The 11058-nt window shown below is 65.5% G+C and carries 20 protein-coding genes; all 20 read right to left on the bottom strand.

Annotated elements, in window-relative coordinates:
- Positions 1–3 precede the first annotated feature (3 nt).
- A complete protein-coding gene (locus DK459_RS15860; protein WP_110134406.1) occupies positions 4–120 on the bottom strand; it encodes a GpE family phage tail protein in 117 nt (38 codons plus the stop codon).
- Between the two features lie 8 nt (positions 121–128).
- Positions 129–488 (bottom strand): phage tail assembly protein, encoded by a 360-nt coding sequence (locus DK459_RS15855; protein ID WP_081335662.1) that lies wholly within the window; start codon positions 486–488, stop codon positions 129–131.
- A gap of 21 nt (positions 489–509) precedes the next feature.
- A complete protein-coding gene (locus tag DK459_RS15850) occupies positions 510–1025 on the bottom strand; it encodes a phage major tail tube protein (protein WP_058664993.1) in 516 nt (171 codons plus the stop codon).
- 57 nt (positions 1026–1082) lie between these two features.
- Entirely contained in the window at positions 1083–2264 is a 1182-nt protein-coding gene (locus DK459_RS15845; protein ID WP_110134407.1) for a phage tail sheath protein, read from the bottom strand.
- Positions 2265–2412: 148 nt separating this feature from the next.
- Positions 2413–2658, bottom strand: a complete 246-nt coding sequence (locus DK459_RS15840; RefSeq protein ID WP_110134408.1) for a hypothetical protein — start codon at positions 2656–2658, stop codon at positions 2413–2415.
- The gene (locus DK459_RS31010) at positions 2658–4064 is read right to left on the bottom strand and encodes a phage tail protein (RefSeq protein WP_233256739.1); all 1407 of its coding nucleotides are present in this window, start codon (positions 4062–4064) and stop codon (positions 2658–2660) included. The genes DK459_RS15840 and DK459_RS31010 overlap by 1 nt, the downstream gene beginning before the upstream one ends.
- Positions 4061–4681 carry a phage tail protein I gene (locus DK459_RS15830; protein WP_199234248.1) on the bottom strand — a complete coding sequence of 207 codons (621 nt, stop codon included), beginning with the start codon at positions 4679–4681 and terminating at the stop codon, positions 4061–4063. Before DK459_RS15830 ends, DK459_RS31010 begins: the two co-directional genes overlap by 4 nt.
- Before the next feature lies 1 nt (position 4682).
- On the bottom strand, positions 4683–5600 hold the full coding sequence (locus DK459_RS15825; protein WP_110134410.1) for a baseplate J/gp47 family protein: 918 nt from the start codon (positions 5598–5600) through the stop codon (positions 4683–4685).
- Between the two features lies 1 nt (position 5601).
- The gene (locus tag DK459_RS15820; RefSeq protein WP_233256740.1) at positions 5602–5958 is read right to left on the bottom strand and encodes a GPW/gp25 family protein; all 357 of its coding nucleotides are present in this window, start codon (positions 5956–5958) and stop codon (positions 5602–5604) included.
- A complete protein-coding gene (locus DK459_RS15815) occupies positions 5955–6590 on the bottom strand; it encodes a phage baseplate assembly protein V (RefSeq protein WP_110134411.1) in 636 nt (211 codons plus the stop codon). The genes DK459_RS15820 and DK459_RS15815 overlap by 4 nt, the downstream gene beginning before the upstream one ends.
- Positions 6591–6651: 61 nt before the next feature.
- A complete protein-coding gene (locus DK459_RS15810; protein WP_110134412.1) occupies positions 6652–7113 on the bottom strand; it encodes a phage virion morphogenesis protein in 462 nt (153 codons plus the stop codon).
- A complete protein-coding gene (locus tag DK459_RS15805; protein ID WP_110134413.1) occupies positions 7106–7609 on the bottom strand; it encodes a phage tail protein in 504 nt (167 codons plus the stop codon). Before DK459_RS15805 ends, DK459_RS15810 begins: the two co-directional genes overlap by 8 nt.
- Positions 7593–7814, bottom strand: a complete 222-nt coding sequence (lysC, locus tag DK459_RS31005; RefSeq protein ID WP_233256741.1) for an Rz1-like lysis system protein LysC — start codon at positions 7812–7814, stop codon at positions 7593–7595. Before lysC ends, DK459_RS15805 begins: the two co-directional genes overlap by 17 nt.
- Positions 7708–8130, bottom strand: coding sequence for an Rz-like lysis system protein LysB (gene lysB / locus DK459_RS15800; protein WP_110134414.1), 423 nt, complete (start codon positions 8128–8130; stop codon positions 7708–7710). Before lysB ends, lysC begins: the two co-directional genes overlap by 107 nt.
- Entirely contained in the window at positions 8127–8936 is an 810-nt protein-coding gene (locus tag DK459_RS15795; protein WP_110134415.1) for an N-acetylmuramidase family protein, read from the bottom strand. Before DK459_RS15795 ends, lysB begins: the two co-directional genes overlap by 4 nt.
- Positions 8929–9228, bottom strand: coding sequence for a phage holin family protein (locus tag DK459_RS15790; RefSeq protein ID WP_006390740.1), 300 nt, complete (start codon positions 9226–9228; stop codon positions 8929–8931). Before DK459_RS15790 ends, DK459_RS15795 begins: the two co-directional genes overlap by 8 nt.
- Positions 9225–9587 (bottom strand): putative holin, encoded by a 363-nt coding sequence (locus DK459_RS15785; protein ID WP_006390739.1) that lies wholly within the window; start codon positions 9585–9587, stop codon positions 9225–9227. The genes DK459_RS15790 and DK459_RS15785 overlap by 4 nt, the downstream gene beginning before the upstream one ends.
- Positions 9588–9592: 5 nt before the next feature.
- Entirely contained in the window at positions 9593–9799 is a 207-nt protein-coding gene (locus DK459_RS15780; protein ID WP_006390738.1) for a tail protein X, read from the bottom strand.
- On the bottom strand, positions 9799–10269 hold the full coding sequence (locus DK459_RS15775) for a head completion/stabilization protein (protein WP_110134416.1): 471 nt from the start codon (positions 10267–10269) through the stop codon (positions 9799–9801). The genes DK459_RS15780 and DK459_RS15775 overlap by 1 nt, the downstream gene beginning before the upstream one ends.
- A 92-nt stretch (positions 10270–10361) precedes the next feature.
- Positions 10362–11057: a phage terminase small subunit gene (gpM, locus tag DK459_RS15770; RefSeq protein WP_110134417.1), complete on the bottom strand. Its 696-nt coding sequence runs from the start codon at positions 11055–11057 to the stop codon at positions 10362–10364.
- Position 11058: the final 1 nt, after the last annotated feature.

The following is an 11058-nucleotide window of genomic DNA, read 5'->3' as shown; positions in this document are numbered from 1 at the left end:
CTGTTACGTCTCGGGTTGGTAGCGCACGCGCGCTCGCTCGCGCCAGTCGGCCAGCTCGGTCAATTCCATAGAATCCATCTGGGCCGGCGGCCAGTGAAAGACCATGGCGATATCCGCCATGGCGTCTTCTACGCAGTTTGGATAGCCAGCCGTTCCGCCTTGCTCATAAAAAAACTGGCGACCGTGGCCCCCACGTTCAACAGGTCAGCGGGGTCCAGATCTCTGATTTCGGCCGGCGTCAGGATGGGTTCGCAAACGCGCGGCAGTACGGTGGTCAGCGCCTGCACGTCAACCTGCACCAGCGCCATGAGAGTGACGCCGCGCAGAGCGCCGGCCTTGGGCTTGCGGATCAGCAGACGGGCGATGTCGCCGCTGGCGCGCTTGATCGGCTCATCCAGGTCAACCGATTTCAGGTCGAGGGTGTCGATGACGGCGGCCGTCAGGGCTTGCGGTTGTTGGTCGATGTGCGAAGGGGTCTTGTCGGTCATGATGGCTCCAGGAGTAGAGGGTTACAGGCCGATGGCGGTACGGATGGCCTGCATGGTGTCGATCTCGCCGACCATGTGAATCATGTTCACCAGGTCGATTTCGAAGACCGTCTGGCCGTCGTGCGATTCCTTGTAGTAGACGCACTCGGTGACGATCTTGAATTCGGTGTCATCGCCGACTTTCGACTCGCCGCGGTCGATCTCGGAATGGCGACCGCGGACGATGATCTCCACGGCGGTCACTTCGTTGGTGTCGTCGCGTTGGTACGCTTGGGCAAAGCGCAGCTGCACGCCCGCGACGTCCACCGCGCCATACTGCTGCAGGACTTGCTTGACGTTTCCGCCGCACGTCCATTCGACTTTCAGCGCGTCGTCATCCAGGCCGAAATCAGCCTTGATGGCGCCGGCGACGCCGCCGGCGCGAAACGCTTCCATCTTGCGCGTCAGCTTGGGCAGGGTGACGGAAGTGGCGACGCCTGCGTAACTGGTGCCGTCGTTGTAGACGTTCATGTTTTTGAGCTTGGTGGGCAGTCCCATGGAATTGGCTCCGAATGTGCAGATGGCCCAGCGCGGGTGTGCACTGGGCAGGATGGGTTACGCGGCGATCCGCTGCGCGAAGTCCAGCAGATAGCGGTCGGTGATGCGCTGGCGGAAGCCCAAGTCTTCCAGCGGCGGCACGGGCGTGTAGTCGTAGTCGAGTACCAACTTTCCGCTCTTGAGCGATTCCTTGGTGTTCGGTTCTTCGTCGTACCAGGCCTGCCCGTCGATGATCAGGCCCAGGGACTTGAACTGGCGGAACTTGGCGTTGATGCCTTCCAGAATGTCTTTGACCAACGACGGATGCAGAGGCGCGTCCACAGCCCACATGTGCGCCTCGGCCATCGTGTCGGCCAGAATCTGCGCGGTGCGGGTGTAGTTCTCGAACGGGAAGAGGCTCGAAGGGCCGGCGCATGTTCGGCTACCCCAGAAGCGAAAGCCGGTGCGGTTCACCAGCGTGGTGATGTCCTTTTCGTTCAGATAGCCGGCGTCGGTGGCTGGGTCTTGCAAGTCCCAGAAGACGTCCTTGCTGATGCCGGTGACACCGTTGACTGCGACGTTGGAAAGCACCTTGTGCCAGCCGATGTCCTTGTCCAGCTTGGCGCGCAGGCCCAGCGCGGCGGCCGACGCGGTGATGATGCCTTCGGCGTTTGCGCGCGTGTCCCATCCCAGGAACTCGGGCCAGATCAGCATGAGTTCCCGCTGTCCGAAACCTTCGCGGAAGGCGGCAGCGTCTTCCTTGGTGTCGCAGCCTTTCATGCTGGCATAGCCGAAGCCGCGCAGCTTCTGCGCGGTCTCGGCCAGCGCCGCCGTGGTGGCGGCGTTCTCCAGGCCCGGGATGCCGATGATGCGCGGTTTCAGCTTGGGGCCGGAGTTCTGCGCAGCCAGCAGCGCTTTGAGGCCGGTGTAGCGGCCGTCGCTGCCGGCGCCGCCGATAACGTTGGACGTGGTTTCAGCCTCGGTGGCGCCCTGTGCGACGCGGACGATAACCGTAGCGGGGTTGGTCTGGGCGCCGATGGCATCCAGCGAGCGTGCCAAGGTCCCTTTGGTGCCGGCCTTACCGGCGGCCGCCAAGATGTTGGTGGCCAGGATGGGCGTATTCAGCGGGAAGGTTTTCGGGTCTGCATCTTCGGCTGTGGCGACAAAGCCGACAACAGCGGATGCGACAGTGCGGATAGGGCGCGTGCCGTCGTCGGCTTCGAGGACGCGCACGCCGTGGTGGTATTGATCAAGTGCCATGAAAAAAGCCCTCAGAGTGTTGAGCTGAATCCCGCTCTACCTCGGGCGGGGGATCGCTCAAATTCTGAGGGCTTGGCTACGCGCGCGCACGGGGCGCACATTGTTCAAGGCAGGCACACAACGTGCCGCGCGCCTCGATGGTCCGGTATCAGCTCGACGTAATCACGGGCAGGTTTTCCGGCATAGCTTCCTGGATTTCTCGCATGTCATCGTCCATGGGAAACCCGTCCAGCGCGGCTACGAAGGTGTCGTGTTCGTACAGCCAGCCTTCGCGCGGTTGCGGTGACACAGCGGTAACGTCGATCAGCACAACACCGGCGGGCAGCTTAGGCGCCTGGGCGCTGCGAAATTTCCAATGGACGCGTCCATCCACGATTTGAACAAAGGTCTTCATCAGATCAGCTCCAGAATGATTTTTCCATCCGCGCCCGCACCACCCGGGGCAGAGCCATTGGTGGGGCCATTTGCGCCACCTCCACCGCCACCGCCGCCGCCGGAGTTCGGCGTCGGGGCGCCGCCGGCGCTTCCGGCGAACAGGCGCTGGCCCGAGCGGCCGCCGCCACCGCCGCCAGTTCCGAAGGGCGTTGAGCCACCATGGCCCCCGTTGCCCGGGATCGCGTTGGACGCCAGGCCTGACGATCCGTAGACCTCGGCGGTTCCTGGTTGTCCACCCGAGGCACCAAGACCGCCAGGGATGCCGCCAAATGTACGCGCCTGAATGTTGGCGCCACCACCACCGCCACCACCACGGCCGCCGTTGGCCGAAACCAAGTCGGCGATAGAGGTGATGCCGCCCGCGCTTCCCTGCGCGCCTACGTGGCCGCTGAACGCCGCGCCGCCAGCGCCGCCCACGCCGACAATGCAGGAGATGGTTGGAGTCGACGGTAGGGTGATTTCGCCAGTCTTGTATTCGCCGGCACCGCCGCCGCCACCACCACCGCCGGATACGTCGGGCGATTGAGCGCTTTGATTGCCATAGCCCGTGGCGCCGTTGCCACCACCGCCACCACCGCCGACGATTTGATAGCGAGCGCGTTTACCGCGCCACTCGACAGGAAGCGGTACTTCGCCGGTCTGCGTGATGGTCATGGTGGACTGTCGAATCTGCACGTCCAATAGTTCGCGTGCTTGCTCGGCGTTGAGAGCGCGGATCGGATCGGCTCCGTTGCCGACGAGGAAGGAGTCCTTCGTCAGTTCCCCGGTGTTGAGGTTGATGTCCTTGGTGCCGTCAAAAACGACACCGCTCGCGCTAACCGGGCCGCTGATGGCAATTTTGCGGCCCGTGGCCAGCTTGGCGGCGGCCTTGGCCGTGTCATCCTTGCCCAGTCGCGTGGCCACTTCCGCATCCACGTAGTCGCGCGTGGCCAGAACCACATCCGGGTCGATCTTGAGCGTGAAATTGCTGGTACTGGAAACCTGCAGCACCATGCGCACCACCTGGGTGCGCGCTGACCCCTCGGCCATCTGCGGCTTGTACGTCGGCGGGCAATTTGATACCGCGATCAGATCGCCGTCCGCGTCGCGCAATCCCAGCTCACGCGCCCACCACCCGCCGAAGTGCTCCGGGATGACCTGTTCCACTACCAGCCAGGCCGGATTTTTCGGGTCAACGAATTTGCGATTGATAGGCGCGCGGTGCTTGGAGCCGATCAGCGAGGTTTGCTCGCGGCTCGGCACGGGCAGGACGCCGCCGCCGTCGCCGACTTCCATCTCGGTGATGTTCACGGGGATGCCGAGCGCCTTGGCGTTGGCTTCCTTAGCTTCGCCGATCTTGGTCAGGATTCCGAAATAGGTAGTCATGGGTATACCGTCAGGATGTCGATGATGTGCGTGGCCAGGGCGGCCGGCGTGGCGGCCGCGACTTCCACGGGTTGAGGTTGATAGGGGTATATGGTCATCTCGTCGCCGTCATAGGACGCGACACAGTGATTCAGGGGCGCCCGCACCTCCACCGCGATGGCCAGGCCGGTCATGTGCTGGCTCAGGCGCTTGGTGCTGTCGATGAGGCGGCCCAGCTCGTAATACATCGCTTCGGATATGCCGCCATCGAGCACGCCGATAGTGAGCCGGAACGTTCCGCGCCGACCTTCCGGCATCATCTGGTGCCATTCGGTCACCTCCAGCAGGTAGCCCAGCGGCTCCACCACGCGCCGCAGCGCGCCGATGGTGCCTTTCAACTGGTGAATCTTGAATGAATTGGCGATGGCCTTACGCTTGGCCGCTTCTGACCAGGCATCGTCCCAGCGGTCCACCGACCTTTCCCAGGCCAGCCAGGGCAGCAGCAGGGCGGGCGTGGTGCTCGCGCGGCGCAGCTTGCGCAAGGGCAAGGGGATTTCCTCGATGTCGGCGCCGACCTGGGCAAGCTTGCGCTCAACCGGGGTGGATGAGGGCGGCAGCAGAGTAGGCTTTTTCGCCATTTCAACCGCCGGCCGCAATGGAGACTTCCACCGCCACGCATGTGGCGGCCTGCGTGGAGTCAAGAACCAGGTTGTCCGCAGGCTCGATCAAGTCGAGATGCGCGACGCCTTCGACATGCAGCGCGGCATTGATCGCGGATCGCCAGACCGATACGCCGGCGCGGCGGGGCCGGTTGACGTAGGCGCGACACGCGCGCGTGGCGGCCTCCAGCGCGACCGACCGGCCCGGGCCTTCGCCTTTCATGTGGAGAACCGCCCGCACGCTGTAGGTGATGATGCTGCTGGATTGGACGGTCAACCGGTCGCCCATGGGGCGGGTGTCCTCGTCGTTGAGCTTGGCGCGTACCTTGTCCAGCAGCTCGGCCGGCGCGGTGCCGTCGCCATCGCGGGCGAGTACGCAGATGCGCACATCGCAAGGCTCGGGGCTGGTGGCGGTCGCATCCGCGACCTGCCCGTCCGCGGTCAAGGCATGGAAGACGTAGCCATCGCGCGGGCCTGCGGTTGACAGACCTTCCCACGCCAGCTGTGCGCGCTCGCGCAGTTCGTCGTCGCTTTCGTAAACGGCTTCGACTGGCGGCACGGCGGCGGGGTCGGCCGGCCGTATGACCAGGCGGCTTACGCCATACTCGGCTGCAATGTGTTCCAAGTCGGCGCCACGCGCGAATGCCAGCAGGACGGACCGGGACGCGTCGTTGATGCGTTGGCGCAAGATGACTTCGCGCTCGGCGTTTTCCTGCAGGGTGATGACCAGCGGCTCCGACTCCAGCGCCAGCGCTTTGGCCACGGCGTCGCGGTCTTCTAGCGCGAAAAGGGCGAGATACCGCGCCTTGCGCGTCTCCAGGATTCGTTCGTAGTCCAGCGTTTCCACCACGTCCGGCGCGGGCAGCTGGGAAAGGTCGATGATGTTCGGGCTTGCCATATCAGGCGCTCAACGTGGTGGAGAGGGACACACTTTCGGTGCGGTCGCCGGTGTCGGCTTCGCCGATGATGTTCAGCACGACGGCGCCGGGCCGGTTTGCGTTGACGTTGGCAGACAAGCTGCGAACACGCAGCCGGGGTTCCCACAGCATCAACGCCGTGGCCGCCGCCGCGTAGAGCTGCAGGACGGCGGCGCCATTGGTGGGGGTATCGATCAGGTCGGCGGCCAGCGCGCCGAAGGGGCGACGGCGAATGCGCGTCCCTATCGACGTCGTGAGTATCTTTGTCACGGACTGATTCAGGTGTTGTCGGCCACTGATCCGCAGGCCTGTGTTGGCGTCCATCCCGATGTAGCTCATGCGCCTGCCCCCGGCCCTTGGGTACGTGCGCCGCCCTGTAGCACGCCGCCATGGGTGTGCGTGTGCAAGACGACGCCATTGGACGAAAGCGCGCCGTCTGTGTGGCGCAGGTCACCGGTGATGACTGTGTTGTTGCCCTTGCCGTCCTTGCCGCTCATGCCGGCCTGATAGGTGAACAGTCCTGTCACGGTCACATTGCCGTCAAGGGTGATTTCCGGGCATTTGAGGGTGGCCGACTCGCTGGCGGTGACCGTTGCCGTCTTGATGCCTTCGGCCGTGAGCTGGCCGGCCTCGTGGTCGTACACGATGCGGGCGCCGTCCGGGTAGAGCGTGACGTGTTCCGCCGCGCTGGCGGACGGGGCGGGTATCGCATCCGAGTTCAACCCCATCAGCACCACGCCGGCGGCCGGGTCACCATCAGGACACAGCAAAACGACTTGTTCGCCGATGGTGGGCGGGTTCCATGTCGTTGTCGTGCCGGCGCGCAGCTCCAGCCACGGCAACCAGTTGCTTTGAAGGTCGCCCGATTCGACGCGAACGCGTGCCGGCTGGCTGGACAGATCGACGGCGAAAACCGTACCGATGCGGATCAGGTTGGAGATGAGGCGGAAGAGTTCGGCGATTTCATGCATAGCGGCCATGTTGCCGGGCCGCCATCGCGCGCGCACGGGGCGCGCCTTGTGCTTCGGCGTGCTACAGGCCTTGGCCGGCCAGATGCCGCGCCAAGGTATCGAGCACCATTTCTCGGGTGCGTTCGGTGAATCCCAGCAGCTTGCGGCGCGGGTAGCGAACGGGCTTCTGGCCGCGTGCCGGGCGGTCGCTGCGGCCTTCCTGGTGAACCAGGGCCAGGCGCGCTACGCGCCCGCTGTAGCCGACCACCGCGTCGGTGTCGCTGGCCTCTACGCGCAGGTATCGAGCGGTGCGCAACCGCGTGAACATCTTGCGACGGATGGCGCCGCGCTTGCCACGCAGGTTCTTGGTACGCCTTGGGGCGTAGGGCGTGCCGTCCGGGTTCTGCTGGGCCGCAATCCGCTGGCCCTCGGTGCGGCGCAGCTCCACCGCGACAGCGCGATTCACGCGGCGGCGTTCGGTTGGCCGCAGCTGCGCCAGCAGCGCCGCCGCCCAGGCCTGCACGTCCGAGAAATCGTCACTCATAGGGATGGCGCCACGCCGGGACAGTGACGGTAACCGGGGCCGCGCCCGGGATGACGATGGTGATTTCCTCATCTTCGGTCGGCAGTTCGGCGTCGGCGGGTTCGTCGGCATGCTCGGCCACCAGGGCGCCACCGGCGCCCGATGGCTTCACCACTACGCGTTCGGTGAGCGGCAGCTTGATTTCAATGTCCGCCGACTCATGGTTCAGCAGCTCAACATCAAACTGGATTGCGCTGGCGCGTCGTTCCGGGTTGATCAGCAGTTCGGGCTGCTTGATGCGAAGCCAGGCCAGCAGCGGCAGCATGAGGGTGTCAGCCTGGCCTGCATAGTCGGTCACCACGATGGTGAGGGTGTACCGATATTCGTGCGAGAGGTTGCGCGTTCCCGTGCAATGGATGCCGCCGTCGTCAACGAAAACATGCAGCCTGTCCGGGTTAGTGGACAGAAACTCATTGTGCCGCGTCAGATATTCGCGCAGCTCATTGGCCTTTCGCATGGTTCGCCTCGTCCTGGCATTTGATGATGGTGTCCACCTTGGCCGCGCACATAGCCCAGGCGGCCTCAACGCGGTCTATCAACAGATTCAGATCGCCGTCAGTCCTTGGCGCCGCCGCCGGCAGACTGCACGGGGTCACGGGTGCGCAGGTATTCAGCGTAAGCCGCGGCCCCGGCGAGGGCAGGGCGCTGGCGCAGCCTTGCAACAGGATCAGGCAGCACAGTATCAGCCCAGCTGCGAACTTGCGGATTTTCATTCTTGAGCCTTTCAAGGTCGAACGTGCGCTGGTCCAGCGCGTTGCGGAAGTCGTCTTGCGCGCGCTCCAGTTTCGCCAGGTCCAGGCGCTGGGTGGTCATGCGGCTTCCCAGGTCCGCCAGGTCGCTGGCTTGGCGCTCGATGACCTGGCCATAGGCGGTGATGGCGACCTCCTGGCGTGCGATGTCGCCACGCTGGAACCAAACCACCACGGCCAGGATGGCGGTTGCTGCGTAGGGCGCGATGGCGCGCAGGAACGTGTTCATGCTGCCTGCCCCGCGTCTTCTTCGGAGAATCGCGTGTAGGCGCGCTCCAGCTTCACGTCATAGAGGTTTTCTGCGTAGGCCGGGCCGTTGTAGCCGCGCGCGAATGCCGCCCACTTGCGGCCGGCCAGGGCTTTATGCAGACCCGGATCGGTCTCGATGAAGCCCACGAAGGCGGCAAGCTGCGCGCCCTCGCTTTCCTGCTGCGCGGCAACGAATGCTTCCACGCTTTCAAACCCCAGCCGGCGCCAGTGGTAGCCCATGATTTGAAATGCGCCCCAGCTCGCGGCCTCCAGCGCCGCAGGACGGCAAATCTGGATCGCGGTTGCGAGCCGGACGTACTCGGCCGCGCCACCTGCGTAGCCGCCGCGCTTGGGATTGACGATAGCGGGAAGGCGCGCGGTGTGCGGTGTCGGGTCGATGCCATGCTCGCGCAGGCGTTCATGGAAGACATGCCGCTCGAACAGGATTGCGGGGCGCCCATCGGGCAGAAAGCCGCGTCCGTTCGATTCCACCTCGTTCACGGCCTTGATGCAGGCCAGGGAAACGCCCAAGCGTTCGGCGGCTGCGATCAGGTCGGGTTCCCGCAGAAAGCGGGTCACATCGTGGTTTGCCAGTGCGGCGCGGCTCTTCGGTCCATAGACGCCATCGACTACCAAGCCGGTGGCCCGCTGTAGCGCTGCCACCGCGCCGCGCGTGGCGTCGTCGTAGATCGCCGTGCGCTCAACCTTGTAGCCGGCGCGCTGCAGATCAGATTGAAGATCGGCCACGGCCTGGCCGATGGCGCCCTTGCGCAGAATTTCAGACATCGGGGTTCCCTCGGGTGAACGTTGCCAGGTTGCCGCGTGCGCGCCAGGCGCCGGCGAACAGCAGCGCGGCGATGACCAGCTCGGACAGGCTTGCCGGCGAGTGCAGCAGCAGGATTTCGACGGCGCGGCAGAACAGCGCCGCAATCAGAGCGGTGGCCAGACACGACAGCACACGTCGATGGCGGGCGCCATTGGGCTGATACCAGAGGAAGCGGCTCGCCGTGCCGGCGTACAGAAGGGCGCAGGCCACCGCGATGAGGGACAGCGCAGGGGTGGGGGGCAGGTCGGTCATTTCTTTTCCCCAAAGCCTCGGAAAATGCTCCCGAGGTCGAAGTCCGGTGCCTTGGCCAGCAGCTTGAGCGCCAGTGGCACGATGACGACCGCGCCGATCAGCGCGGGCAGAAAGGATTCCTTGGCCAGCTCGCGGGCGACGATTTCGCCGGCGCCGCCGTAGCCGCACAGGCCCGAGACCAGGAAGGAAACGAAGCGCTTCCAGGCGGTGAGGTCTTTCTTGGTACTCGCCACCAGGGCGGCGCCCATGACGGCGCCGAAGGCCGCGTTTGCGTCGATCAGCGGCAGGATTTGCGACAGGGCCGCGCCAGATACCAGCGTGGTGGCCACGGCGCCCGATACGGTCGAGGGTTCGGCCATTGAGTTCAGTCCCAGAGTTTGACGGCAGGCGCCGCCGTAGGTTGAGGGGCGGCATCCGGCAGGACGACCACATGGCCATGCGGCAGCACCGCGCCCAGGTCGGCCAGGCCGGGATTGAGTTCGTAGGTGGCTTCCACCACGTCCCGCGTGGTGCCCAGGTGGCGCCAGCAGAGCGCGTCCACCGTGTCACCTTGTTGGGCGCGGACTTTCATCAGATGAGGTCCACGATATTGCGCTTGGCGCCGATGACATCGGCGATGGCCCAGCGCGCGTTGCGGCGGTGGTCGCTGGGCGCCTCGTCCAGCCATTCGGCCCGCTTCTGGCCGGCGGCCGTGGCGTCGTAGTCGGTCATACGCTCGATGAGGTCGGCTTTGGCCAGGCTGTAGACAGCGCGGCGGTAGGCGTGCTCCAGGCGTGTGGCGCCGTCGATCTTTTCGGCCGGGACGTCCTGGAGCTGGGTGTAGCCCTTGGCGCGCTGGACGTCCTTCCATGCGGCCAGGCTGTTGCCGGCTTCCAGCATGGCGCCGACGAGCGCGAAGCGCAGGCGCGGTTCGGTCACCGTGCCATCCAGGCGCAACGTCTCGCGGGCGTTGGCCAGGTCGATATCCGGGAAAAAGCCATCATTTCCGACCGTCTGCGGCGGTTCGGTGCGGGGCGCGGGTGCGGTTGCGATGAAGCTCATGGCCTGTTCTCATGAAATCGGCGGTGGGCGGGCATCCAGCCGGTCTGTGACCGACCTTCCGCCCGCGCCGCCGTGCGCTTGGGGGCACTCGGTTAGCCGGCGTCGCCGGCGTTCTTGATCTTGCGTTCCAGCTGTTCGATGAGCTTTTTCGCGCCTACGCCGCTGTGCAGCTCCACGGCGCGGCGCAGTTGCGCGACACCGGCCCGCGCCATTTCCAGCTGCGGGCCGCGCGGCTCCTCGCCGGCCTGGGCCGCCAGCGTCTTGCCCAAGGCCAAGTGCAGCTTGGCGCGGGCTTGGTCCGGCGCGTCCTGGCCATCGACCAGGCGCGCGACTTCCTGCAGCACCTGCATGGCCTCTTCGGGCTTTGACACAGCGCCGTTGGCGACCTGGCCGGCCACCTCGTCCAGCAGCAGGGTGGCCGTGTTGCGCTTGAGCCGTTCCGGCAATTGCAGGTCATGGCGCAGTACGTAGTCGGCGAGCTGCAGGCCGCGCGCGAATGCGCCGATGTCGAAGTGCCACACCATGAGCGTGGTCACCACCTCATCAGGCTGGCCGCCGTCGCCGGCCAACACGCCCTGCAGGTAGTCGGCATACTCGGGAACCAGCTCGCGCTTGACGGCTACCTTGCGCTCCACGGATTGGATATCGTGCAGGCGGCGCCGGTCCTGGGTCAGCTTGGCCATCATCTGGCCGTAGATGCCGCCCATGACGGCGGGCGCGTCGCCATCGGCAGCGCTCGCGCGGGCGGCCAGCACCCGCGTGCGGTGTTGTTGTGCGGGGCTGGTCATG

Origin of the sequence: Achromobacter sp. RW408, assembly GCF_003184165.1 — a bacterium.
GTDB lineage: Bacteria > Pseudomonadota > Gammaproteobacteria > Burkholderiales > Burkholderiaceae_B > Achromobacter > Achromobacter xylosoxidans.
Note: the sequence above shows the minus strand (reverse complement) of the source record. Positions and strands in the feature narration are given on the sequence as shown.

Coding starts and splice junctions, on each gene's coding strand:
- DK459_RS15860 (WP_110134406.1), bottom strand. CDS start 120: ATGGCGGATATCGCCATGGTCTTTCACTGGCCGCCGGCCCAGATGGAT.
- DK459_RS15855 (WP_081335662.1), bottom strand. CDS start 488: ATGACCGACAAGACCCCTTCGCACATCGACCAACAACCGCAAGCCCTG.
- DK459_RS15850 (WP_058664993.1), bottom strand. CDS start 1,025: ATGGGACTGCCCACCAAGCTCAAAAACATGAACGTCTACAACGACGGC.
- DK459_RS15845 (WP_110134407.1), bottom strand. CDS start 2,264: ATGGCACTTGATCAATACCACCACGGCGTGCGCGTCCTCGAAGCCGAC.
- DK459_RS15840 (WP_110134408.1), bottom strand. CDS start 2,658: ATGAAGACCTTTGTTCAAATCGTGGATGGACGCGTCCATTGGAAATTT.
- DK459_RS31010 (WP_233256739.1), bottom strand. CDS start 4,064: ATGACTACCTATTTCGGAATCCTGACCAAGATCGGCGAAGCTAAGGAA.
- DK459_RS15830 (WP_199234248.1), bottom strand. CDS start 4,681: ATGGCGAAAAAGCCTACTCTGCTGCCGCCCTCATCCACCCCGGTTGAG.
- DK459_RS15825 (WP_110134410.1), bottom strand. CDS start 5,600: ATGGCAAGCCCGAACATCATCGACCTTTCCCAGCTGCCCGCGCCGGAC.
- DK459_RS15820 (WP_233256740.1), bottom strand. CDS start 5,958: ATGAGCTACATCGGGATGGACGCCAACACAGGCCTGCGGATCAGTGGC.
- DK459_RS15815 (WP_110134411.1), bottom strand. CDS start 6,590: ATGCATGAAATCGCCGAACTCTTCCGCCTCATCTCCAACCTGATCCGC.
- DK459_RS15810 (WP_110134412.1), bottom strand. CDS start 7,113: ATGAGTGACGATTTCTCGGACGTGCAGGCCTGGGCGGCGGCGCTGCTG.
- DK459_RS15805 (WP_110134413.1), bottom strand. CDS start 7,609: ATGCGAAAGGCCAATGAGCTGCGCGAATATCTGACGCGGCACAATGAG.
- lysB (WP_110134414.1), bottom strand. CDS start 8,130: ATGAACACGTTCCTGCGCGCCATCGCGCCCTACGCAGCAACCGCCATC.
- DK459_RS15795 (WP_110134415.1), bottom strand. CDS start 8,936: ATGTCTGAAATTCTGCGCAAGGGCGCCATCGGCCAGGCCGTGGCCGAT.
- DK459_RS15790 (WP_006390740.1), bottom strand. CDS start 9,228: ATGACCGACCTGCCCCCCACCCCTGCGCTGTCCCTCATCGCGGTGGCC.
- DK459_RS15785 (WP_006390739.1), bottom strand. CDS start 9,587: ATGGCCGAACCCTCGACCGTATCGGGCGCCGTGGCCACCACGCTGGTA.
- DK459_RS15780 (WP_006390738.1), bottom strand. CDS start 9,799: ATGAAAGTCCGCGCCCAACAAGGTGACACGGTGGACGCGCTCTGCTGG.
- DK459_RS15775 (WP_110134416.1), bottom strand. CDS start 10,269: ATGAGCTTCATCGCAACCGCACCCGCGCCCCGCACCGAACCGCCGCAG.
- gpM (WP_110134417.1), bottom strand. CDS start 11,057: ATGACCAGCCCCGCACAACAACACCGCACGCGGGTGCTGGCCGCCCGC.